The sequence below is a fragment of the Candidatus Didemnitutus sp. genome (genome assembly GCA_019634575.1).
In the GTDB taxonomy this organism is placed as follows: domain Bacteria; phylum Verrucomicrobiota; class Verrucomicrobiia; order Opitutales; family Opitutaceae; genus Didemnitutus.
This window is the reverse complement of record JAHCAY010000001.1, coordinates 1,899,811-1,920,107: the sequence shown is the minus strand read 5'-3', so window position 1 is coordinate 1,920,107 and position 20,297 is coordinate 1,899,811. Positions and strand designations below refer to the sequence as shown.

At 66.3% G+C, this 20,297-nt stretch carries 21 protein-coding genes; 9 read left to right on the top strand and 12 right to left on the bottom strand.

Going from position 1 to position 20,297, the window contains the following annotated elements; genetic code table 11:
- Positions 1–84 precede the first annotated feature (84 nt).
- Complete coding sequence (locus KF715_08070; GenBank protein MBX3736629.1) at positions 85–840, bottom strand: isoprenylcysteine carboxylmethyltransferase family protein; 756 nt, start codon at positions 838–840, stop codon at positions 85–87.
- Positions 841–1,043: 203 nt separating this feature from the next.
- On the opposite strand from KF715_08070, the gene KF715_08065 reads away from it, so the two are divergent.
- The 4 genes from KF715_08065 to KF715_08050 all read left to right on the top strand — a co-directional run bounded on the left by KF715_08065 (position 1,044) and on the right by KF715_08050 (position 3,720).
- Positions 1,044–1,580, top strand: a complete 537-nt coding sequence (locus KF715_08065; protein ID MBX3736628.1) for a hypothetical protein — start codon at positions 1,044–1,046, stop codon at positions 1,578–1,580.
- Between the two features lie 57 nt (positions 1,581–1,637).
- Complete coding sequence (locus KF715_08060; protein ID MBX3736627.1) at positions 1,638–2,861, top strand: sigma-54-dependent Fis family transcriptional regulator; 1,224 nt, start codon at positions 1,638–1,640, stop codon at positions 2,859–2,861.
- Between the two features lie 202 nt (positions 2,862–3,063).
- Complete coding sequence (locus KF715_08055; GenBank protein MBX3736626.1) at positions 3,064–3,276, top strand: hypothetical protein; 213 nt, start codon at positions 3,064–3,066, stop codon at positions 3,274–3,276.
- 54 nt (positions 3,277–3,330) lie between these two features.
- Positions 3,331–3,720: a hypothetical protein gene (locus KF715_08050; protein MBX3736625.1), complete on the top strand. Its 390-nt coding sequence runs from the start codon at positions 3,331–3,333 to the stop codon at positions 3,718–3,720.
- Between the two features lie 48 nt (positions 3,721–3,768).
- On the opposite strand, the gene mtnA is transcribed toward KF715_08050, so the two are convergent.
- The 6 genes from mtnA to KF715_08020 all read right to left on the bottom strand — a co-directional run bounded on the left by mtnA (position 3,769) and on the right by KF715_08020 (position 9,892).
- Positions 3,769–4,860 carry an S-methyl-5-thioribose-1-phosphate isomerase gene (gene mtnA, locus KF715_08045; protein ID MBX3736624.1) on the bottom strand — a complete coding sequence of 364 codons (1,092 nt, stop codon included), beginning with the start codon at positions 4,858–4,860 and terminating at the stop codon, positions 3,769–3,771.
- A gap of 126 nt (positions 4,861–4,986) precedes the next feature.
- Positions 4,987–5,532, bottom strand: a complete 546-nt coding sequence (gene sufT / locus KF715_08040; protein ID MBX3736623.1) for a putative Fe-S cluster assembly protein SufT — start codon at positions 5,530–5,532, stop codon at positions 4,987–4,989.
- Between the two features lie 117 nt (positions 5,533–5,649).
- On the bottom strand, positions 5,650–6,978 hold the full coding sequence (gene sufD / locus KF715_08035) for a Fe-S cluster assembly protein SufD (protein MBX3736622.1): 1,329 nt from the start codon (positions 6,976–6,978) through the stop codon (positions 5,650–5,652).
- Between the two features lie 93 nt (positions 6,979–7,071).
- On the bottom strand, positions 7,072–8,514 hold the full coding sequence (gene sufB / locus KF715_08030) for a Fe-S cluster assembly protein SufB (protein ID MBX3736621.1): 1,443 nt from the start codon (positions 8,512–8,514) through the stop codon (positions 7,072–7,074).
- 99 nt (positions 8,515–8,613) lie between these two features.
- Positions 8,614–9,369, bottom strand: coding sequence for a Fe-S cluster assembly ATPase SufC (gene sufC, locus KF715_08025; GenBank protein ID MBX3736620.1), 756 nt, complete (start codon positions 9,367–9,369; stop codon positions 8,614–8,616).
- A gap of 64 nt (positions 9,370–9,433) precedes the next feature.
- Positions 9,434–9,892, bottom strand: a complete 459-nt coding sequence (locus KF715_08020; protein MBX3736619.1) for a transcriptional repressor — start codon at positions 9,890–9,892, stop codon at positions 9,434–9,436.
- Positions 9,893–10,179: 287 nt separating this feature from the next.
- Here KF715_08020 and KF715_08015 point away from each other — a divergent pair, with 287 nt between their 5' ends.
- From KF715_08015 to mdoH, 3 genes are all read left to right on the top strand, one after another.
- The gene (locus KF715_08015; protein MBX3736618.1) at positions 10,180–11,703 is read left to right on the top strand and encodes a glucan biosynthesis protein; all 1,524 of its coding nucleotides are present in this window, start codon (positions 10,180–10,182) and stop codon (positions 11,701–11,703) included.
- Positions 11,700–12,266: a hypothetical protein gene (locus KF715_08010; GenBank protein ID MBX3736617.1), complete on the top strand. Its 567-nt coding sequence runs from the start codon at positions 11,700–11,702 to the stop codon at positions 12,264–12,266. Before KF715_08015 ends, KF715_08010 begins: the two co-directional genes overlap by 4 nt.
- 167 nt (positions 12,267–12,433) lie before the next feature.
- On the top strand, positions 12,434–14,575 hold the full coding sequence (mdoH, locus tag KF715_08005; GenBank protein ID MBX3736616.1) for a glucans biosynthesis glucosyltransferase MdoH: 2,142 nt from the start codon (positions 12,434–12,436) through the stop codon (positions 14,573–14,575).
- Between the two features lie 181 nt (positions 14,576–14,756).
- On the opposite strand, the gene KF715_08000 is transcribed toward mdoH, so the two are convergent.
- Both KF715_08000 and trxB read right to left on the bottom strand, forming a co-directional pair.
- The gene (locus KF715_08000) at positions 14,757–15,284 is read right to left on the bottom strand and encodes a D-alanyl-D-alanine carboxypeptidase family protein (protein MBX3736615.1); all 528 of its coding nucleotides are present in this window, start codon (positions 15,282–15,284) and stop codon (positions 14,757–14,759) included.
- Entirely contained in the window at positions 15,277–16,224 is a 948-nt protein-coding gene (gene trxB, locus KF715_07995; protein MBX3736614.1) for a thioredoxin-disulfide reductase, read from the bottom strand. Before trxB ends, KF715_08000 begins: the two co-directional genes overlap by 8 nt.
- Before the next feature lie 120 nt (positions 16,225–16,344).
- Here trxB and KF715_07990 point away from each other — a divergent pair, with 120 nt between their 5' ends.
- Positions 16,345–17,487 carry a dipeptidase gene (locus KF715_07990; protein MBX3736613.1) on the top strand — a complete coding sequence of 381 codons (1,143 nt, stop codon included), beginning with the start codon at positions 16,345–16,347 and terminating at the stop codon, positions 17,485–17,487.
- A 147-nt stretch (positions 17,488–17,634) separates the two neighbouring features.
- Here KF715_07990 and KF715_07985 read toward each other — a convergent pair whose 3' ends face one another.
- Entirely contained in the window at positions 17,635–17,865 is a 231-nt protein-coding gene (locus KF715_07985; GenBank protein ID MBX3736612.1) for a hypothetical protein, read from the bottom strand.
- Between the two features lie 296 nt (positions 17,866–18,161).
- On the opposite strand from KF715_07985, the gene KF715_07980 reads away from it, so the two are divergent.
- A complete protein-coding gene (locus KF715_07980) occupies positions 18,162–18,824 on the top strand; it encodes an oxidoreductase (protein ID MBX3736611.1) in 663 nt (220 codons plus the stop codon).
- On the opposite strand, the gene KF715_07975 is transcribed toward KF715_07980, so the two are convergent.
- Both KF715_07975 and KF715_07970 read right to left on the bottom strand, forming a co-directional pair.
- A complete protein-coding gene (locus KF715_07975) occupies positions 18,781–19,521 on the bottom strand; it encodes a hypothetical protein (protein ID MBX3736610.1) in 741 nt (246 codons plus the stop codon). The genes KF715_07980 and KF715_07975 overlap by 44 nt on opposite strands.
- 89 nt (positions 19,522–19,610) lie before the next feature.
- Positions 19,611–20,228, bottom strand: coding sequence for a hypothetical protein (locus tag KF715_07970; GenBank protein MBX3736609.1), 618 nt, complete (start codon positions 20,226–20,228; stop codon positions 19,611–19,613).
- Between the last annotated feature and the right edge of the window lie 69 nt (positions 20,229–20,297).

The window sequence follows — 20,297 nt, the reverse complement described above, 5'->3', positions numbered from 1 at the left end:
CGCACTGCCCCCAGCGCGCCCGGCGGGAAGAATCCCGCCGCACCTGCCGGGCAGCCATTGGCGGCTCGCCCGGCGGGCGGAAAGTCAATCGGCCTCCTCGCGCCGCAGACGCGGCAGCAACATCGGCGTGCGACGGCGATAGTCGTGGTATTCCGGATGCGCGTCGGTGAGATCGCGTTCCTCGAACCGGATCGCGATGAGGATGTAGGCGGTCGTCATGACCGCGAAAAACAGATGCGTCACCGTCATGTGCGGGGTGAGCCAGAAGACCATCAGCCAGCCGACGTAGAGCGGGTGGCGGACGATTTGATAGAGCCCGGGCGTGACGAAACGCAGGCCGGTGTATTCGCGGCTGTGGAAGAAGAACCACACCTGGCGCAGCCCGAACAGGTCGAAGTGGTGGATCAGAAAAGTCGTCGCCAGCACCACGATCCAGCCGATGCCGAAGCCCACTTGCAGCAGCAGGCGCACGGCGGGTTGCTCGACGGTCCACACGCCGCCGCCCAGCGGTTCCCAGTAACGGAAGAGAACCAGCAGCGCGACCGACGAGGCCAGCACGTAGGTGGAGCGTTCGGCGGCGGCGGGGATGAAACGCGTGAGCCGGCGTTTGAAGAACGGGCGCGCCATCACGCTGTGTTGCAGCGCGAACAGCACGAGCAGCGCGGCGTCGACCACTGCCGCCAAGCCGGGCGAGACTGTCGGCGTGCCGTCGATCGTCTTGGGCACGAGAAAATCGCCGATGAAACCGACGGCATAGAGGAGTGTGGAGAACGAGACCGCGTAAGCAAAAAAGCCGTAGGCGAGCACGGTGGCGCGGGAGAGAAGCGTGGCGTTTCTCATGTCGGCCGGGAGTCAGTGCGCGTCGCGCGCGAACTCAAGGGCGCGCGTCCTAGCCGGAGGTGGGAGGGAATGAACCTCACGAATTCGGTGGCCCTTTCGCGCTGAAAATCACCGCGCCGGACGGCCACGCGCGGCGGCGCTCAAGCGCGGCGCGATTGTGCCGATGTGCACCGTCGCAGTCTTAGTTTTAACCCCCGTTGTCTATGTCCACGAAGCACCTTGCCGGCTTGCTGGCCTTGGCGTGCGCCGTCACGGCGTTCGCGGCCGATAAAAATCAATTGCGCGTCGAATCCAGCCGCGCGCTGCGTCTGGTCATCGTCGATGCGGAGCGCAAGGCCGCCGGCCACGACGCGCTCCACACCGCGTTCGCGGAGGCGCTGGCGTTCGAGCTCGGCCAGCGCTGCAAGGAGCCGGTCCCGGTGAAGCCGCAGGCGCTGGACTCTGATCGCGCCGCGTTCGGCCTCGCCACCGGCAGCTGCGATGTGGGCCTGATCGTCGGCAACGGCGTCCCGCGCGCGATGGTCTCGTCGGATTTCGAAATCATCAAAGCGACGCAGACCGGCGCGAAGGCCAAATTCGCGCTCTACTTCGTCGTCCGCAAGGAGGACGCCGGACTGGCCCAGATGCTGACGGCGGCGTTCCCCGAGACGTTGAAGGGCCAGTTTTTCCTCCGCGCGGTGGCGAAAGCCAACGGCCAGGAAGTGCCCGACGATTGGCAAATCGTGGTCGCGGCGAAGTAATTCTCGCGGCGCCGGGCGGCGCGGTCGCGGCGGGAATAAGCCGCGCTCGCCGACCGGATGAGGTTTGGTGCAATTCTTGCCGGGCCGGGATTCTCGCGGCGCGGCCTGCGAAGTTCCGGCGTTAGTGTCCGGCGGAGGCGGCTTTGGAGCGTTGCTCATGCCGGCGATGAGTGCGGCTCACCGGGCAAAAAAGGGCGCCGCGCGCATGGCGCGCGATCGGCGCCGCGCTGGACACGCGGCGGGCTTGCGGAAATTCCTGCGCGCGCGCATTCGCGAGTCATGGCCGAGGAAATCGATGGGGCGAGCGTGACGGCGCCGGAGACGGGCGCCGCGGGCGGGCAGCTCATCGGCGAGAGCGAAGTGATGCGCCGCTTGCGGCGCGCGGCGGAGGAGATCGCGCGGAGCGACGTGACGGTGCTGATCGAGGGCGAGAGCGGCACGGGCAAGGAGCTCGTGGCGCGGCTCATTCACGAACGCAGTGTGCGCGCGGCGCGGCCCTTCATCTTCGTCAACTGCGCGGCGTTGCCCGAGCAGCTGGTCGAGGCGGAGTTGTTCGGTTATCGCAAAGGCGCGTTCACCGACGCGCGGGCGGACAAGCTCGGGCGCTTCCAGCTCGCGGACGGCGGCACGCTTTTCCTCGACGAGATCGGCGACCTGTCGCCGAAAGGGCAGGGCGACCTGCTGCGCGTGCTCGAGGACGGAGCGTTTCGCATGGTCGGCGGCACGGAGCTGGTGCGTGTCGACGTGCGCGTGGTGGCGGCGACGAACAAGAGTCTGCTCGAGGCGGTGGCGGCGGGAAAATTTCGCGAGGATCTCTATTATCGGCTGCACGTGATTCCGATCGCGGTGCCGGCGCTGCGCGAGCGTGCGGAGGACATTCCGCTGTTGATCGAGGCGTTCGTGGTGCGCTTCTGCGCGAAACACCGGCGGCGTGCGAAGCGGCTCGCGCCGGAGGCGATGCGGCTGTGCCAGCGTTTCCCGTGGCCGGGCAACATCCGACAGCTGCGCAACGTCGCCGAGCGCATCGTGGTGACCTCGAGCGGTCCGGTGATCGGCGTCGACGAGTTGCCCGACGAAATCCGCGCGCAGGAGAACGCGGGTGCCAGCGTGGAAATCCGCGCCGGCATGACGATCGAGGAGGCGGAAAAACTGCTCATCGCGCAGACGATCAAGCACGCCACGGCGAACCGCGCAGAGGCGGCGCGGTTGCTCGGCATCAGTCGGCGCGCGCTGCAATACAAGTTGAAGCGCTACGGACTGCTCGGGCCGAAGGCGGTCTGAAATTTGCACCGCGCGCGGCGGCGAGGTGCAAGGATTGCGCCGCGCGGCGGCGGGGAAAACGCCCAGGCGCGGCGGGAGCGGCGGGCGATTCGCGCGGCAAGTGGTTCGCGTGCGCCCGCTAACGCGCGGCCGCAACGAGGCGGCACGGGCATTGCGAAGGAGGAGTCGTGCCCGCGTCGGGCACGCCAACCGAAAGCTTCCCATGAATTCCGAACTCACTCCCACCGCGGGTGCCAATGCGCCCGTCGTTGCTCAGCCGACCAACGCGCCAGTCGTCGTCGCCGTGACGCCGATCGCGGCGGCCGCTCCGGTTCCCGCTCCTGCGCCGGCCGCTCCGGTCGCCTTTTCCGCGCCGAAACCGGTGCAGCGTCCCGCCAAGAAACAACGCGCCACCAAACGCACGCCCGTCCTCTGAACCGATCCCGCGCCGGCGGCCCGCATGCCGGGCCGCCTTTTCTTTTTCCCTCCCATGAATGCTTCCCTCCCTCTTCTCCAGGAGCTTCGCTCCCTCGAAACCGCGGCCGGCGATCTGTCGCCGGAACGCGAGGCTCGCGCGGCCGAATTGCGCGCGGCGCTGCCGCCGCCGGTGCTGGCGCACTACAACCGGCTCGTCGTGAACGGCACGAAGCCGTTCGCCGAAGTCCGTCGCGGCATCTGCGGCGGATGCCACTTGAAACTCGCCGCCTGGATCCGCCAGGCCGCGACGAGCGACGAGCTCCACCTTTGCGAACACTGCGGGGCGTTCCTCGTGTTTGTCGCCGAGGAGCCGGTGCGGCCCGTCGTCGCGCCACGCGTCGCGCGACGCAAGGTCGAGCGCATCGCTCTCATCCGCGCGGCGGCGGTGGCGGCCGTGCACTGATGGTCCTCTCCGGGCGGCGCGCCGTGCGCCGTCCGGGAGTTGAGTCGCTCAGCGGTCGGGAAACAGACCGCGTAAGCCGGCTGCGCTGGCCGCGCAGACGCCGCGCTCGGTGATGAGGCCGGTGACGAGGCGGGCGGGCGTGACGTCGAAGGCGGGATTGGCGGCGGGACTGCCGTCGGGCGTGAGCGCGACGGTGGCGACGGAGCCATCGGGCAGGCGGCCGGCGAGGTGTGTGACCTCGCGCGCGGAGCGTTCCTCGATGGGAATTTCGCGGAGACCGTCGCGGAGCGTCCAGTCGATGCTCGGCGAGGGCGCGGCGACGTAGAACGGCACGCCGTTGTCGTGCGCGGCGAGGGCTTTCAGGTAGGTGCCGATCTTGTTGCAGACGTCGCCGGTGGCGGTGGTGCGGTCGGTGCCGACGATGACGAGGTCGACATGGCCATGTTGCATAAGATGTCCGCCGGCGTTGTCGGGGATGACGGTGTGCGGCACGCCGTGGTGGAGGAGTTCCCACGCAGTGAGGCTCGCGCCCTGGTTGCGCGGACGCGTTTCGTCGACCCAGACGTGAACGGGGATGGCGGCGTCGTGCGCGGCGTAGATCGGCGCAGTGGCGAGACCGACGTCGACGGCGGCGAGCCAGCCGGCGTTGCAGTGCGTGAGGATGTTGACCGGTTGACCGGCGGATTTGCGCGCGGCGACGGTGCGGATGAGCGGGAGGCCGGCGGTGGCGATGCCGCGGTTGAGCGCGACGTCCTCGTCGCAGATTTCGATCGCGAGACGGCGGGCGGCGTCGGCGCGGGCGGAGGCCGACAGCGGAGCGAGGTGCGCGCGTCCGCGGTCGAGGGCCCAGCGGAGATTCACGGCGGTGGGACGCGTGGCGAGCAGCGTGGCGTGGGCGTGGGCGAGCGCGGCATCGGAGGCGTCGGCGCGGAGCGCGAGCCACAGACCCCACGCGGCGGTGGCGCCGATGAGCGGCGCGCCGCGCACGAGCATGGCGCGGATGGCGTGCGCGGTGTCTTCGAGGGAGGCGAGGCGGGCGATCGCGAACGCGTGCGGCAGTTGCGTCTGGTCGATGATCTCGACGCTCACGCCATCAGCGGCGGGCCAGATGGTGCGGAAGGGACGTCCGGCGACGTTCATGCCGCGACGGTGCGACGCGCGGTTAGGTTGAGCAACGCGGGATTCGCGGAGAAAATAAAAGGCCGGTCTTAGACCGGCCTGACTTTCGGCGGGCACACCGCCGCTACAGGAGCGAAGAACCGAACCTCAGATGAGGCCGAGCTTCATCTTTCCCTCTTCGGAGATCATGGACTGATTCCAGGGTGGCTCCCAAGTGATGCGGACGTCGGCGGCGCTGACGCCGGGGACGAGGAGGATTTTGCTCTTCGCGTCTTCCGCGATGACGGGGCCCATGCCGCAGCCAGGCGCGGTGAGCGTCATCTGGACGTCGACGCGGTGGCCGCCGTCGTCCTGCTTCGAAACTTCCATCGAGTAAATGAGGCCGAGGTCGACGATGTTGACCGGGATCTCGGGGTCGTAGACCTGACGAAGTTGCTGCCAGATGGCCTCGGATTCGGGCGCACCGTCCGCGGTGGCGGCGGCGGCGATGTTGGAGGCTTTTACCTCTTCACCGAGCGCATCGGCGTCGGAGCCGTTGATGCGGAAGAGGCCGAAGCCGGTCTGCACGGTGTAGCTGCCACCGAGAACTTGGTGGATGAGGACGGTCTCGCCGGCGGCGAGCGTCTGCTTATCGCCGGACGGGATCTGGTGCGCGACGACGTCGCGGGAGAGGGTGCGTTCGCGGTTGGTCATTTGGCTTATTTAGTCACAGAGATGGAAAGAGGAGACACAGAGGTCACAGAGTAGGGAAAGAGGAGTTTGGGTGCTCCGTGTCCTCTGTAGTTCTCTGGTCTTTCTCTGTGTCGAAACTCATTCCTTGAATTTGGCGCGGATGATTTCGCTGAGGCGGTCGTGGAGTTCCTGGTTTTCGAGTTTGCCGAGGACTTCCTCGAAGAAACCGAACACGAGCAATTCGTCGGCCTGCGCCTTCCGGATGCCGCGCGATTGGAGGTAGAACTCCTGCTCGGCGGGGATGCGGGCGGACGTGGCGCCGTGCGTGCAGCGGACGTCGTTGGCCTGGATCTCGAGACCGGGGAGCGAGTGAGCTTCGGCGTCGTCGGAGAGCATCAGGTTGCGGTTCGACTGGTAGGCGTCGGTCTTCTGGGCGTCGGGATCGACGACGATCAGGCCGGAGAAGATGGTCTTCGCGCGGTCGAGGAGGGCGTTTTTGTAGAGCAGATTCGAGGAGGTGTTGGGTGCCTGATGAATCTGCAGCGTGCGCTGGTCGAACTCCTGGGTGTCGTGTGCGATGGTGAGCGCGAGCATTTCCGAGTGCGCGCCGGGCGCTTGCAACTGAGAGAAACTCTCGTGCCGCGCCTGACGCGCACCGGCGTGGAGATTGAGGGAGAGGACGCGGGCGTCGCGCCGGGCGATGGTGGCGTTGAACTGGAGGGCGAGGGTTTCGCGGCTCCAGTCCTGCATGGCGACGTAGGTGATCTGCGCGCCGTGGCTGGCGAAGAGGTCGTTGCCGCCGCAGATGAACTGGCGCTCGCCCGCGTTCGCCGAGCGGAAAAAGTCGGCGACCGTGACCTTCGCGTTCTCCTCGGCGACGACGAGCGTGTGCGGGAACAGCGCGGTGCCGGCGTTGGCGGCGTAGTGGAAGACGCCGAACGGGACGGCAACCTCGGTGTGCTTCGGCACGTAGACGAAAGCGCCGTCTTCGAGGAAGGCTTCGTGCAACGCGGCGAATTTCTCGGAGCCGAGCTTCGAGGGCTGCGTGAGCAGGTGGGCGCGGACGAGTTCGCCGTGCTTCAGGAGCGCATCCTGCAGCGAGGCGAAGATCACGCCTTTCTGCGCGAACTCGGCGGCGATGGGCTCGCTGACGACGACGCGGTGGTTGGCGAGGGCGAGCGTGCCGGCGCCGGTGATGCCCATCGCGGTGTGATGGACGTCGGCAAGCTTGACGGGCTCGGGCAGCGAAAAGCCGTCGAGGGTGAGCGCGGCGAAGTTGGAGAAGCGCCAGCCCTCGTCAGTGCGCTTGGGCATCGGCAGCGCGGCGAAGCGCGCATAGGCGGCCTTCTTGCGGTCGAGCCACCACGCGGGCAGGTGGGCGACGCGCGCGAGGTGCGCGGCGAAGGCGGCTTCAGTGAACGAGCCGACGACAGCGGCGGAAGCGGAAGTGGGAACGGGAAAGGACATTTTATTTTAACGCGAAGAGGCGAAGGTGCGAAGAGACGCGAAGAAGTTTTTGAGCTGGGTTCTTAGCGGCTTAGCGCCTTTGCGTTTAATTGCTCAGCCGACGCTTCCTTCCATTTCGAGGTCGATGAGGCGCTTCAGTTCGACGGAGTATTCCATCGGGAACTGGCGGGCGAGGTCGTTGATGAAGCCGTTCACGGCGAGGCTCATGGCCTGCGCCTCGGTGAGACCGCGCTGTTGCATGTAGAAGATCATGTCCTCGGAAACCTTGGAGACGCTCGCCTCGTGCTGCGTGGCGTTCTTGTCGCCGCGGACGGTGATGGCGGGATAGGTGTCGGTGCGGCTGTTCGTGTTGATGAGCAGCGCGTCGCACTCGGTGTTGTTTTTGCAGCCCTTGAGGTTTTTCGGGATGTGCACCTGGCCGCGGTAGGTCGCGCGGCCTTGGCCGACGGAGATGGATTTGGAGATGACGTTAGAGGTCGTGTTGTTGGCGGCGTGGATCATCTTCGCGCCGGTGTCCTGGTGCTGGCCGTCGTTGGCGAGGGCGATAGAGATGACTTCGCCGCGGGCGCGCTCGCCCTTCAGGACGACGCCGGGGTATTTCATCGTGAGGCGGCTGCCGATGTTGCAGTCGATCCACTTGATCTCGGCGTCTTCCATCGCGAGGCCGCGCTTGGTGACGAGGTTGTAGACGTTGGGCGCCCAGTTCTGGACGGTGATGTATTGGATCTTGGCGCCCTTGAGCGCGACGAGCTCGACGACCGCGCTGTGCAGCGTGGAGGTGGAGAACTTCGGCGCGGTGCAGCCTTCCATGTAGACGACTTCGGAACCCTCGTCGCAGATGATGAGCGTGCGCTCGAATTGGCCGAAGTTCTCCGCGTTGATGCGGAAGTAGGCTTGGAGCGGGTGCGAGACCTTCACGCCCGGCGGCACGTAGATGAACGAGCCGCCGGAGAACACGGCGCTGTTGAGCGCGGAGAATTTGTTGTCGCCGGTCGGGATGACCTTGCCGAACCACTTGCGGAAGAGCTCGGGGTGCTCGCGGAGGCCTTCGGTGGAGTTGACGAAGATGACGCCCTGCTTCGCGACGGCTTCCTTGATATTCGAGTAGGCCGCCTCGGAGTCGAATTGCGCTTCGACGCCGGCGAGGAACTTGCGCTCCTGCTCGGGAATGCCGAGGCGCTCGAAGGTCTTCTTGATGTCGTCGGGGACTTCATCCCACGTGCGCTTCGGCTTCTGGCCTTGCGCGAGGTAATAGCGGATCTTGTCGAAATTGATGTTCTCGAGATCCTTCGTCGCCCAGTGGGTCGGAAGCGGTTTTTCGAGGAAGGTCTTGAGGGCCTTGAGACGGAATTCGAGGAGCCAGTCGGCTTCCTTCTTCACCGAGCTGATGTAGCGGACGGTGTTTTCCGTGAGGCCGGTGCCGGCGTCGAACTCGTAGTTGACGTCGTAGCTGAAGTTGCCGGCGGATTGGTCGATGCCGGCGACGGGATTCTCGACGGTGGCGTCGACGGCATCGGTTTCACTCGGAGGTTTCATGCGAAAAAGTTTAGGTGGAAAGTTTAAGTTTAAGTGAGGTGAACGGTTGGGCGGTTGTGGGCTTCAACTTCTCACTTCAACGAGCGCCGCGCAGCGGCGTCAGGCTTTGACGAGTTCCTTCTTCACCCAGTCGTAGCCCTTGGCTTCGAGCTCGAGCGCGAGTGACTTGTCGCCGCTCTTCACGATGCGGCCGTCATACATGACGTGGACGAAGTCGGGGACGATGTAGTTCAGGAGGCGCTGGTAGTGCGTGATGAGCAGCACGCCGAGCGTGGCACCGCGGAGGGCGTTGACGCCTTCGGCGACGATGCGGAGAGCGTCGATGTCGAGGCCGGAGTCGGTCTCGTCCATGACGGAGAACTTGGGCTCGAGCATCGCCATCTGGAGGATTTCGCAGCGCTTTTTCTCGCCGCCGGAGAAGCCCTCGTTGACCGAGCGGGAGGTGAACTTCCGGTCGATCTTGAGCATGTCCATCTTCGAGTAGAGGCGCTTGTAGTAGGCGGTGGCGTCGAGCTCCTCGCCCTCGGCCATGCGGGCCTGGACGGCGGCGCGGAGGAAGTTGGCGATCGAGACGCCGGGGATTTCGCTTGGGTATTGGAAGGCGAGGAAGAGGCCGGCGCGGGCGCGTTCGTCGACTTCCATGGAGAGAATCGACTGACCGTTCATCAGCACGTCACCGCTCGTGATTGTGTAGTCGGGGTGGCCGGCGATGGCTTTGGAGAGCGTGCTTTTGCCGGTGCCGTTGGGGCCCATGATGGCGTGCACTTCGCCCTGGTTGATCGTCAGGCTGAGGCCTTTGACGATGGGCTTGTCGCCGATGCTGATATGGAGGTCTTTGATTTCGAGTTGGCTCATTGCGGAAGGCGGAAAGTTGAGAGTGGAGGGATGAGAGTTGAGAGTCGCGGTGCGGGCGGTGGCGTCAGTTGGCGCCGTGGGAGAGAGCGGCAGCGCCCGGAGCGGCCTTGCCGCGGAAGCTCAGTTCGATGTCCGTCGCGTTGAAACCGGTCGGCAGCAGTTCGTGCAGGCGGGCGATGACGTCGGCGGGCAGGTCGATGTCGTGCAGTTCGCCCGTCGCCTCGTCGCGGAAATGCGCGTGCTGGCAGAGATTCGGGCAATAGCGCGTGGGCGCGCGTTCGAAGTTCACTTGGCGCACGAGGCCGCATTGCACGAGCGTCTCGAGGCAGTTGTAGACCGTGGCGAGCGAGATGGTCGGCATCTGCGACTTCACGCGGGCGAAGATTTCGTCGGCGGTCGGGTGGTCGCGTTTTTCGACGATGACCTTGAAAACGACTTCGCGCTGCGGAGTGGGGCGCAGGCCGGAGTCGGTGAGGCGCTTCACGAGCGCGTCGGGGGTGAAAGGCGTGGTTTCGGTATCCATCGAAGGGAACGGCGAAGGCAATGCAGTTGGGACTGAGTTTCAAGTGAGAATTAGAATAGTTCTAATTCCAGCGTGTCATCTTGGGTGGCACCGAAGTGCTCAAATGGCGGTCTGGCAGTGGCATCGTTGGCATTCGGGGTTCTTTTATCGTTCGCCGGCGGGCAGGTGCCCAAGGCGTTCTTCGCTGGTCCGACGGCTGCGAGCGCTTGGCTTTTGGGCGGCGCGGTCCGGCATCTGCTTAAATTGAGTGGTCCTTCACGTCACCCCCGGTTAACACGCTGACTGGAATGAATTTTCATCGTCCCATCCCGACGCTCGCCGCTTTCGCGTGCCTCACCTCTGCCGTGTCGCTCCGCGCCGGCGTGGAGCGAGTCACGGTCGATCACGAATACGTGAAGCAGCTCGCGGCCGAGATCGCCACCGAGCCCTATGAGCCGCCGCGCGAGCAGGTGAGTCCGTTTTTCCGCAAGCTCGGCTACGACCAATATCGCCGCATCCGCTTCATCCCGGAGAACTCGTTGTGGCGCGCGGAGAATCTGCCGTTCCAGGTCCAATTCTTCCATCCCGGCTACCTCTTCAACCAGACCGTCGAGGTGCACGAATTCACCGCGACGCACACGCAGCCGCTGCCGTTCACCCAGAAATTCTTCGATTACCAGGAGCTGAAACCGTCCTTCTGGGCCAAGCGCGGGCTGAACTACGCGGGCTTCCGCGTGATCAACGAAATCAACCAACCCGGCAAGTGGGACGAGATCGTCTCGTTCCTCGGCGCGAGTTACTTCCGTGCCCTCGCGAAGGAGCAGCGCTACGGTCTCTCCGCGCGCGGTCTCGCGCTCAACTCCGGCGGACCCGCCCCGGAGGAATTCCCGTCGTTCATCGAGTTCTGGCTCGGCAAACCCGACGCCGGCGCGAAATCCCTCGTCGTTCATGCGCTGCTCGACAGCAAATCCGTCTGCGGCGCCTACAGCTTCGTCATCACGCCCGGCGACGAGACCGTCGTGGACGTGAAGGCCACACTCTACTTCCGCACCGCCGTCGACCTGCCGGGCTTCGCGCCGCTCACGAGCATGTTCTGGTATGGCGAGATGTCGCCGCATCACTTCGGTGATTTCCGTCCCGAGGTGCACGACTCCGACGGCCTGCTCGTGGCACCGAGCAAGGACGAGCGCGTCTGGCGCCCGCTCACGAACCCGCCCGGCCTGCTCCGCACCGACATCCCCGCGTCCGCGCTCGCCGGCTTCGGCCTGCTCCAGCGCGACCGTAACTTCTCCAGCTACGAGGATCTCGAGGCGTTCTACCACATGCGCCCCAGCGTCTGGGTCGAAGCCATCGGCCCATGGCCCGCCGGCAAAGTCCGCCTCGTCGAACTGCCCGCCGGCAACGAATTCAACGACAACATCGTCGCCTTCTTCACGCCCGATGCGCCGGTCACGCTCAACAAACCGATGGAGCTGAACTGGCGCCTGCACTGGACCAACGCCTCGACCTTCGGCGGCGCGCCGGGCTGGGTGCGCTCCACGCGCCAGACGCAGCACGACGGCGCGGAAAACCGCACACGCTACGTCGTCGACTTCAACGGCCTCAAACCCGACGTCGTCCCCGTCGACGCCGAGCTTTTCCCCGAGATCGTGACCGCCGGCCCCGCCAAGCTCGAGCACACGCACGTCGTCCGCAACGAACAGGACGGCTCGTGGCGCCTCGTCATGGCATTCTCCGCGCCCGCCGGCTCGCCGCTCACCGAACTGCGCGCCCGCCTGAAACTCGGCGACAAAGTCGTCACCGAGACCTGGGCGATGTCCTGGAAACCGTGAACGCCGCCGGCAAAGTCGCCGACGCCGCCGAGTGGGCGGAGGCGCGCGAACGCGTCCGCGCCTATCTGAGCGCGCACGGCGTGCCGTCCGCCCGGCTCGAGGAGCTGACGGAGCAGGTGCTCGCCTTCGCGCGCGAGCGCCGCGCCTCGCAGCTGGAGCAGCATCCCGTCGAGATCGCCGCGGATGCCGCGATGCTTCTAATCGACGGCTGGATCCAGACCCACGTCGGCACCGATCCCACGGAAAACGACGGCCGCCGCTACGCGCACGAACGCGCCGCCGTGCACCTCGCCGACCTCCCGCAGCGCTGGCCGCAGCATTTCCTGCGCGAAGACGATCTGCCGCCGGAGATGCTCCGCGAGCTGCGCACGACCTACGTCGAAGCCGGCCCCGATCTCGAGTTCTCCAACATGACGCCGCGCGCCATCGACCTCGGTGTGGTCTCCGAAGTCGCCGACAACACCTGGCGCACTTTCGACAAGTGGCCGTTCCTGCGCGGCGTAGCCACTTGGCTGATCTACCTCGGCGCGCTCGCCGCCGCATTCTACGCCGTGCGCTATTGAGCGGGGCGGAGAACCACAGATGGACACAGACGAATACAGATTGACCGGAAAAGTTTCTGCGCGTCTCCACGCTTGGAAACGCGATGAGAGGTTCGCGCTGTCGCTGCCGTTTTTCATCTGTGTGTGTCTGTGTTCATCTGTGGTTCGCTTGAACTGCTTTTGCTGAGATGGCCTTCCGCATCAAAGTCCCGCTGCTGCCCTTCGAGCTGCACTCGCCGTCGCGCATCACGCGCCGGCGCACCGCCGTCGTGACCTTCGTCGTCGTCGTGACCGCCACCGGCTCGTTCCTCATGGGCGATCTGCTTTGGGGCATGCCGCTGAAGGGCTCCGCGGGCGTTATCTGGGCGCTGTTCACGCTGCTGTTCGGTCTCCTTTCGTTTGGCGCCTCGCAGGCGGCGTTCGGTTTCCTCGCGCGCCGCGGTCGTGGGGACCGTGCGACGATCTTCCGCACGCTGCCCGACGATCCCGCGACCGTGCCGCTCGCGCCGACCGCGATCGTGCTGCCGGTCTACAACGAGGAAGTGACGCGCGTCTTCGCCGGCCTGCGCGCGATCTACAAATCCATCGAGCGCACCGGGCAGCTCGAGCACTTCGACTTTTTCATTCTTAGCGACTCGACCGAGCCGGACCAGTGGATCAAGGAGGAGCTCGCCTGGGTTGAACTCTGCCGCGAACTCGGCGCGCGTGGTCGCATCTTCTACCGCAAGCGCCGCATCAACTCGAACAAGAAGGCCGGCAACATCGGCGACTTCCTCCGTCGCTGGGGCCGCCGCTTCCGCTATATGGTCGTGCTCGACGCCGACAGCGTGATGGCGGGCGAGTCGATCGTCACGATGGTGCGCCTGATGGAGCGCAACCCGCGCACCGGCCTCATCCAGTCCGCGCCCGCGCTCATGGGCGCCGAGACGCTGTTCGCGCGCGTGCTGCAATTCTCCTCGCGGCTCTACGGCCCGATCTTTCTCGCCGGCCTGAATTATTGGCAACAGAGCGAGGGCAACTACTGGGGCCACAACGCGATCATCCGCGTGAAAGCCTTCATCGATCACTGCGCGCTGCCGCAACTGCCCGGCCGCGAACCGTTCGGCGGTCGCATCCTCTCGCACGATTTCGTCGAAGCCGCGCTGCTGCGCCGCGCCGGCTACGAGGTGTGGCTCACGCCGGGACTCGAGGGCAGTTACGAGGAACTGCCGCCGACGCTGATCGACTACGCGAAGCGCGACCGCCGCTGGGCGCAGGGCAACATGCAGCACGTGTGGCTCGTGTTCGCGCGCGGCCTGCACAGCGTCAGTCGCGTGCACTTTGCGATGGGCATTCTCGCCTACAGCTCGTCGCTCTTCTGGTTCGTGTCGCTCGTCATCGGCACGCTCTTCATGGTCGGCTTCAATCGCACCGGCCTCACCTGGATGCCCGAGCCGGGCGTGGCCAATCTCCTGGGCCTGCCAGCCGGCGCGCAGGCGGGCGTGCTCGCGCTCGCGACGTTCGTGTTGCTGTTCCTCTCGAAGATTCTCGCGGTGATCGATCTGGCGTTGCAACCCGGTGGCACGGCGCGCTTCGGCGGCTTCGGCAAGGTCTGCGCTGGCGTGCTCGGCGAAGTGCTTTTCTCCATCCTGCTCGCGCCGGTGCTGATGCTCTTCCATGCGAAGTTCGTCGTCTCGATCATCCTCGGCAGCGGCGTGAAATGGGTTACGCAACGCCGTGACAGCGACGACACGATCGACTGGCGCGAAGCCTATGAGACGCACAAGGGCCACCTCGCGCTCGGACTCGTTTGGGCGCTCGCGCTGATCTTCTTCGCGCCGGGGTTGCTGCCTTGGATGTCGCCCGTGTTGCTCGGCATGATCCTCGCGGTCCCGTTCTCCGCGCTCACCGCGCTGCGTCGCTACGGGCAGGCTGCGCAACGAGCGGGCATCTTCGTCACGCCGGACGAGCTCGACCCGCCGACCGAGCTGCGCGAATTGCAGGCCAAGCTCGAGGAGCCGGCGACCGCGGCGTTCAGCGCGGAAATGGGCGGACGCGACGTGGCGTTCACCCGCGCGGTGGTCGACCCCTACGTGAACGCCGTCCACCGCTGCCAGCTGCGCGACCGTCGCGCGCGCGCCGAGACGATCACGGAATATTTTCGCATGATGCAGGAGCACCTGCTCCGCGAAGGACCGGCGGCGCTGAAGGCGCACGAGAAGCTCGCGCTGCTCGCCGATGCCGACTCGATGGACCGCCTCCATCGCGAAGTATGGACGCGTCCGCTCGCCGAACTCGCCCCGTGGTGGCGCGACGCACTCGCCGGTTACGCGCCCAAAGCCGCCGCGTGAGACCGGCCGGTTTCAGCTGGCCGAAGCAAGATTGCCCCCTTCGCGGCCCCACGACCTCCCAGCCGCCCCGCTCCATCGTTTGTCCGACCCGGCACAATTGTAACCTAATAGGTTACAATTGCGCCGACGTCGCTCTCTGAAAATGTAACCTATTAGGTTACACGGTCGCGCGCGGACTGCGTCACGGCGTCCGCCAGCACCAGTGCCAAGGCTCGTAGCCGATCTGGTGCGGATTGTTTTTCGGATAGGAGAGCGTGAAGCCGAAGCGCGCCGCGTTTTTCTTCAACCAGCGGAACTCCTTCGTGCGATCGAACGCCTCCGCGAAATGTTCGCTCTCGTCCGGTGAGCCGATGTCGAGTGCGCGGCCGGTGTGGTGCTCGCTGCAGCCCGGTGCGGCGACGTAGCGGAGGATGTCCGCCAGCGGCCGGCCTTTCGCGAGGTGGCCGCGGATGATTTTCGTCTGCCGCGCGACACTACGGAAGCCCGAGAGTGGCAGCAGCGTCAGTCCGTTCGCCGCGGCGGCATCACGCATGCGACGCCACGCGGCGTCGGCGCGCGGCGTCAGGCGGATCGCCTTCCCGTCGTCGTGCGCCCGGGCGGAGAGCACGAGTTGCGTCGCTTCGCGCTGCAACGGCAGCCCGCGCGTGCGCGGGTAGTCGGCCGGAATGCCGAGCTGCGCCCAGAGGCGCGCGTAGCGGTGTTTAGCCACCGTGTTCGGCGAGCCAGCGTTCGGCTTCGATGGCGGCCTGGCAGCCCATGCCGGCGGCGGTGATCGCTTGGCGGAAAACATGGTCGGCGCAATCGCCCGCGACGTAGACGCCCGGAGTCTTGGTGCGCACTTGCGAACCGGTGACGGGCACGAAGTAGCCTTGCTCGTCGGTGTCCACCGCGCCCTTGAACGGCTCGGTGTTCGGCACGTGGCCGATGGCGACGAAGACGCCTTTCACCGGGAGGACGCTCTCGGCGTTAGTCTTCACGTTCATGATCTTCAGGCCGGAGACGGCGCCCTCGGCGACGCCTTCGACGGCGACCGGCACGCTGTCCCACACGCACTCGATCTTCGGGTGCGACGTCGCGCGATCGGCCATGATCTTCGAGGCGCGCAGCGTGTCGCGGCGGTGGACGAGATAAACTTTCTTGGCGAAACGCGTGAGGAACAACGCTTCTTCCGCCGCGCTGTCGCCGCCGCCGACGACGGCGACGTCCATGTTGCGGTAGAAAGCGCCGTCACACGTCGCGCAAGTCGTCACGCCCTTGCCGCCGTAGAGTTCCTTCTCGCCCGGGATGCCGGTCATGCGCGGCGAGGCGCCGGTGGCGACGATGACGACCTTGGCCTTGATCTCGCGATCGGCGAGCTTGAGCGTGTGCGGCCAGCTCGAGGTATCGAGGCCCACGACAGTGCCGCTCTCGTAACGCGTGCCGAATTTTTCCGCCTGCTTGCGCAGGTTCTGCATCAGCATGAAGCCGTCGACGCCCTCGGGAAAGCCGGGGAAATTCTCCACCTCGGACGTCGTCGTGAGCTGGCCGCCCGGCAACGAGCCCTCGATGACGAGCGGCTGCAGATTGGCGCGACCGGTGTAGATGGCCGCGGTGAGGCCGGCGCACCCGGTGCCGACGATGACGACGTTTTCGATGGGGGAGTCAGACATGGGAAAGTCCATCAGAGAAGTCACGCTCCCGCGCAGCGCAACTCCGCAGATGGGCTTGTGTCGAAAGGACCAATCGCGTGGCGGCTTGCGCCCGCCGCGGTGCGCGCGCAACTTGCCCCAATGTCCGCGTCCGGCCCGCACGATGGTTTCTTCACTTTCGACACGCATATCGACACGCCCACGGCTTCGCTGATGCGCGAGGGCTGGGATTTCGGCGTGCGACACGAGCGCGCGGGCGACCGCACGCAATGCGACCTGCCGCGCATGGCCGACGGCGGCATCGATGCGCTCGGCTTCGCGGTGTTCCTCACGCAAGCGGCGCGCACGCCGGCGGGCTTCGCGCTGGCGCACGAGAAAGCGATGCAGGTCTTCGATCGCATCCACGCCGTCGTCGCGCAGCAGGCGGACCGCTGCGGCATCGCGCTCTGCGCCGACGACGGCCCGCGGCTCAAGGCCGAGGGCCGGCGCGCGCTCTACCTCGCGATCGAAAACAGCTACTCGCTCGGACTCGATGCGGGCAATGTGGCGAAATTCCACGCGCGCGGCGTGCGGATGCTCGGCCTGAATCACATGGTGCACAACGATGTCGCGGACTCGTCCACCGATCCGCGCCCGCCGGAGTGGGGCGGGCTGAGTCCGTTCGGCAAGGAAGTGATGGCCGAGTGCAACCGTCTCGGCATCGCGCTCGACGCCTCGCACGCGAGCGACGATGCGCTGTGGGATCTGATCGAACTCTCCGCCACGCCGCCATTGCTCACGCACAGCGGCTGCCGCGCGGTGTGCGACCACCCGCGCAACATCGGCGACGAACTCCTTCGCGCGCTCGCGGCCAAGGGCGGCGTCATCCAGATCAACGCGCTGCCGATCGCCGTGAAAAATTCCCCGGGCAACCGCCAGACCGAGGAAGGCGCGAAGCTCCTGCTCCAATTGAAGGACCTCGTGCTCACTCCCGAAATCCGTGCGCAATTCGCCGGCGAGTGGGCGCGGATCGATCGCGAACATCCCGCGCCGAAGTGCCATCTCGACGACTACATCGCGCACGTGGAACACGCGGTCGCGGTCGCCGGCATCGACCACGTCGGCGTCGGGTGCGACTTCGACGGCGGCGGCGGAGTCGAGCAACTTGACCAAGTCAGCGACTATCCGAACCTCACCCGCGCCCTGCGCGCGCGCGGCTGGAGCGAGGAAGCGCTGGCGAAATTGTGGGGCCAAAACACGCTGCGCGTCCTGCGCGCGTGCGAGGCGCACGCAGCGAAGCGGTAGCCGGACGATTGGAAAGAGGACGGATGCGTGGGAGGGCGCGGCTACTGCCGCGCCGCGAATGTTCGCAATACCTCGCGCCTCAACGGCGCGGCAGTAGCCGCGCCCTCCATGTTTATATTCGATTGGGTGGTGGCTCGCGTGGGGGCTTCAGCGTTTTCTCGGCCTAAGCGCAGGGCGCGGGCTCACTGGAGAATCGCGGCCGATCTGGAACTCGGTGAAATCGTTCCACACGCCTTCGTAGGCCTTGTCCTGTTTGTAGATTTGCAGGATGCGCGCGTGCTCCTGGTCGCTCGTCGGGAACACGCGCGGTTCCTCGCCCGGCAAAAACATCGCCGTGTAGGAGCGCTTCCCATCGTCCATGCGTCGGATGACGAGCATGGGGCACAGCTACGCAGTCAGCGCGCGCGTGCAACAGGGTAAATCGTGTGCGCCGCTGCGCCGCGTGCCTCTGAAGTTCTTGATGAGTAACATTGCGTCTCACGCTGGGGTGTGTGGCCTTGGCAGTAGCAGCGGTGAAACGCGGCAGCCATGTGCCGGGCGCAAAGTTCTTAATGGATAACGAATGCGGCTCGCGCGGGAGCGACGCCGACGCCGCGACGGAGGGGCGTCGATGACGACGCGAGGCTGCGCCAGTGCGCGGTTGCATCGGGGCCGCGCGGAGGCAGCTTCGCGGCATGGCCACAGCGCTCATTGCCGGCGGGTCGGGGCTCGTCGGCGGCTATCTCCTGCAGGAACTGCTTGCCGCGGCGGAATACGACCGCGTGGTGGCGGTCGCGCGCCGCCCGCTCGGGGTGGATCATCCGAAGCTCACGCAGGTCACCACGGACTTCGCGGCGCTGCGGCAACTCGCCACGCCGCTGCGCGGGGACGATGCGTTCTGTTGTCTCGGGACGACGATCAAGAAGGCAGGTTCACGCGAGGCGTTCCGCGCCGTCGATCAGGGGGCGGTGCTGGCGTTCGCGTGGGCGGCGCAACAGGGTGGCGCGAAACGATTTTTCCACGTCTCGTCGATGGGCGCTGATGCGGCGTCGCGTTTTTTCTACACGCGCGTGAAGGGCGAAACGGAGCACGCGTTGGAAGTGATGAACTTCGAGACGCTCGGCCTCTTTCGCCCGAGCTTGTTGCTCGGGCCGCGGACGGAATATCGGCTGGGCGAGCGGCTGAGCGCGATGGGGCTGGCGATTTCTGAGCCGTTTCTCGTCGGAGGCTGGCGCAAGTTCCGCGCGATCCACGCTGAAGTGGTCGCGCGGGCGATGGTGCGCGCGGCGCTCGGAAGCGGGCCGCGCGGAACGCTTATTTTTGAATCGGACGAGATTCAGGATCTCGGTCGGCGCTAGACGGCGCGGTGCTTTTCGGGACCGGGCGCAGGGTCACGATCTGCTTTTCGGATTTGCCGGCGACCTTCAGCGCGAGTGTCACGGGGAGTTCGTCGGGCAGATCGCCGCGCACGAACGATGTCATCGGTGCGAACTCGGCCGTCTCGCCGGGCGGCACGGTGAGCGTCGCCGGGAGCACGACGAAATTGCCGAGCGGCGAATCGAAATCCGGCGCCGCGACTTCGAGCGGCGTGCTGCCGGTGTTGTGCAGGCGCAGGTGAATCATGAGCGGCAGGCCGCCGGCCGGCGCGATGCGCGGGCCGCCAGCGCTGAAATCTCCGCGCGGTTCGTCGCCGCCCGAACCACCCGGTCCACCACCGCCGCGTGGGCCGCCGCGACCACCGCCACCGCCGCCGAATTGCATCGGCCCGGCACCGCCACCGAAATTCATGCCGCCGCCTCCGCCGCCCCGGCGACCGCCGCCTTCGCGACCGCCGCGCGCGCCGCTCTCACCGCCGCCTTCGGGGCGTTGGAATTCCATCCCGACGCGGATCGAGGCGACCAGTTGTCCGCCGAAAAACGTTCCTTCGCCTGCGACCGGTGTGGGTGGCTTCGGCGGAGTGCCGCGATGCGGGCGGTCGTCGGACGCGCACGAGGCGAGCAGGCTGGCGAGCAGGGCGGCCATCAACGATGGCCAGAAGCGGGGGCGGGAGCGCATCCGGCTTGAGACGCGTGGGCCGCGCGGAGGTTTCGCGCGACTGGACGGTTTGGGACGGGACGCGGGAGGCGCGGGATAAAGGTGCGCCGTCAGCTCCAGTGGTAGTTGAAACTGACGCTGATCCGCTCCTCGGCCACGCGGTTGGCGGCGACTTCGTGGCGCAGCCAGCTCTCGAAGAGCAGCAGCCAGCCGGCCTTCGCGGGGTAGGTGATGTGCGACTGATTTTCGCGGCGCGCGTCGGCGATCTTCGGTGGCGCGGCCATGAACTTGCTCAGGCGCGGGTCCTCGAACTTCAGGCCGGGACAACCGCGCGGCGTGACGACGTAATAGGTGCCGCTGATGAAGCTGTTCGGGTGCAGGTGCAGGCTGTGTGCGGCGTGCTCGGGCATGATGTTCACCCAAAAATCGCTCATCGCGATCTCGCGGCCGCGCAGATCCATGTCGAGCTCGCGGGCGAATTTCCTCACGTGCGCGGTGATCTTCCGCTCGAGGGCGCCGAACGTGGACGAGAATTCATGCAGGCGGTTGATCGAGGCGTAGGAGGTGTAGCCGCCGGGGTAATTTTTCTCCGACCACTTGCGGCCGGCTTCGTCGTAGTCGCGGATGCGGCGGCACTCGTCGGCGAGCTCGGCGTTGAAGCGCGCGAGGCCGCTCCGGAGCAGCGGTTCGTGGTAAAGGTAGGTGGGAAACCAAGCGCGCGTCGGCATGTCAGGACTGTGAGCCGCCGGTCCCGCTGCTCGCAAGGGACGAAAAATCCCTGAAAGTCGCGCGGTGCG

Coding starts and splice junctions, on each gene's coding strand:
- KF715_08070 (MBX3736629.1), bottom strand. CDS start 840: ATGAGAAACGCCACGCTTCTCTCCCGCGCCACCGTGCTCGCCTACGGC.
- KF715_08065 (MBX3736628.1), top strand. CDS start 1,044: ATGTCCACGAAGCACCTTGCCGGCTTGCTGGCCTTGGCGTGCGCCGTC.
- KF715_08060 (MBX3736627.1), top strand. CDS start 1,638: ATGAGGTTTGGTGCAATTCTTGCCGGGCCGGGATTCTCGCGGCGCGGC.
- KF715_08055 (MBX3736626.1), top strand. CDS start 3,064: ATGAATTCCGAACTCACTCCCACCGCGGGTGCCAATGCGCCCGTCGTT.
- KF715_08050 (MBX3736625.1), top strand. CDS start 3,331: ATGAATGCTTCCCTCCCTCTTCTCCAGGAGCTTCGCTCCCTCGAAACC.
- mtnA (MBX3736624.1), bottom strand. CDS start 4,860: ATGAACGTCGCCGGACGTCCCTTCCGCACCATCTGGCCCGCCGCTGAT.
- sufT (MBX3736623.1), bottom strand. CDS start 5,532: ATGACCAACCGCGAACGCACCCTCTCCCGCGACGTCGTCGCGCACCAG.
- sufD (MBX3736622.1), bottom strand. CDS start 6,978: ATGTCCTTTCCCGTTCCCACTTCCGCTTCCGCCGCTGTCGTCGGCTCG.
- sufB (MBX3736621.1), bottom strand. CDS start 8,514: ATGAAACCTCCGAGTGAAACCGATGCCGTCGACGCCACCGTCGAGAAT.
- sufC (MBX3736620.1), bottom strand. CDS start 9,369: ATGAGCCAACTCGAAATCAAAGACCTCCATATCAGCATCGGCGACAAG.
- KF715_08020 (MBX3736619.1), bottom strand. CDS start 9,892: ATGGATACCGAAACCACGCCTTTCACCCCCGACGCGCTCGTGAAGCGC.
- KF715_08015 (MBX3736618.1), top strand. CDS start 10,180: ATGAATTTTCATCGTCCCATCCCGACGCTCGCCGCTTTCGCGTGCCTC.
- mdoH (MBX3736616.1), top strand. CDS start 12,434: ATGGCCTTCCGCATCAAAGTCCCGCTGCTGCCCTTCGAGCTGCACTCG.
- trxB (MBX3736614.1), bottom strand. CDS start 16,224: ATGTCTGACTCCCCCATCGAAAACGTCGTCATCGTCGGCACCGGGTGC.
- KF715_07990 (MBX3736613.1), top strand. CDS start 16,345: ATGTCCGCGTCCGGCCCGCACGATGGTTTCTTCACTTTCGACACGCAT.
- KF715_07985 (MBX3736612.1), bottom strand. CDS start 17,865: ATGCTCGTCATCCGACGCATGGACGATGGGAAGCGCTCCTACACGGCG.
- KF715_07980 (MBX3736611.1), top strand. CDS start 18,162: ATGGCCACAGCGCTCATTGCCGGCGGGTCGGGGCTCGTCGGCGGCTAT.
- KF715_07975 (MBX3736610.1), bottom strand. CDS start 19,521: ATGCGCTCCCGCCCCCGCTTCTGGCCATCGTTGATGGCCGCCCTGCTC.
- KF715_07970 (MBX3736609.1), bottom strand. CDS start 20,228: ATGCCGACGCGCGCTTGGTTTCCCACCTACCTTTACCACGAACCGCTG.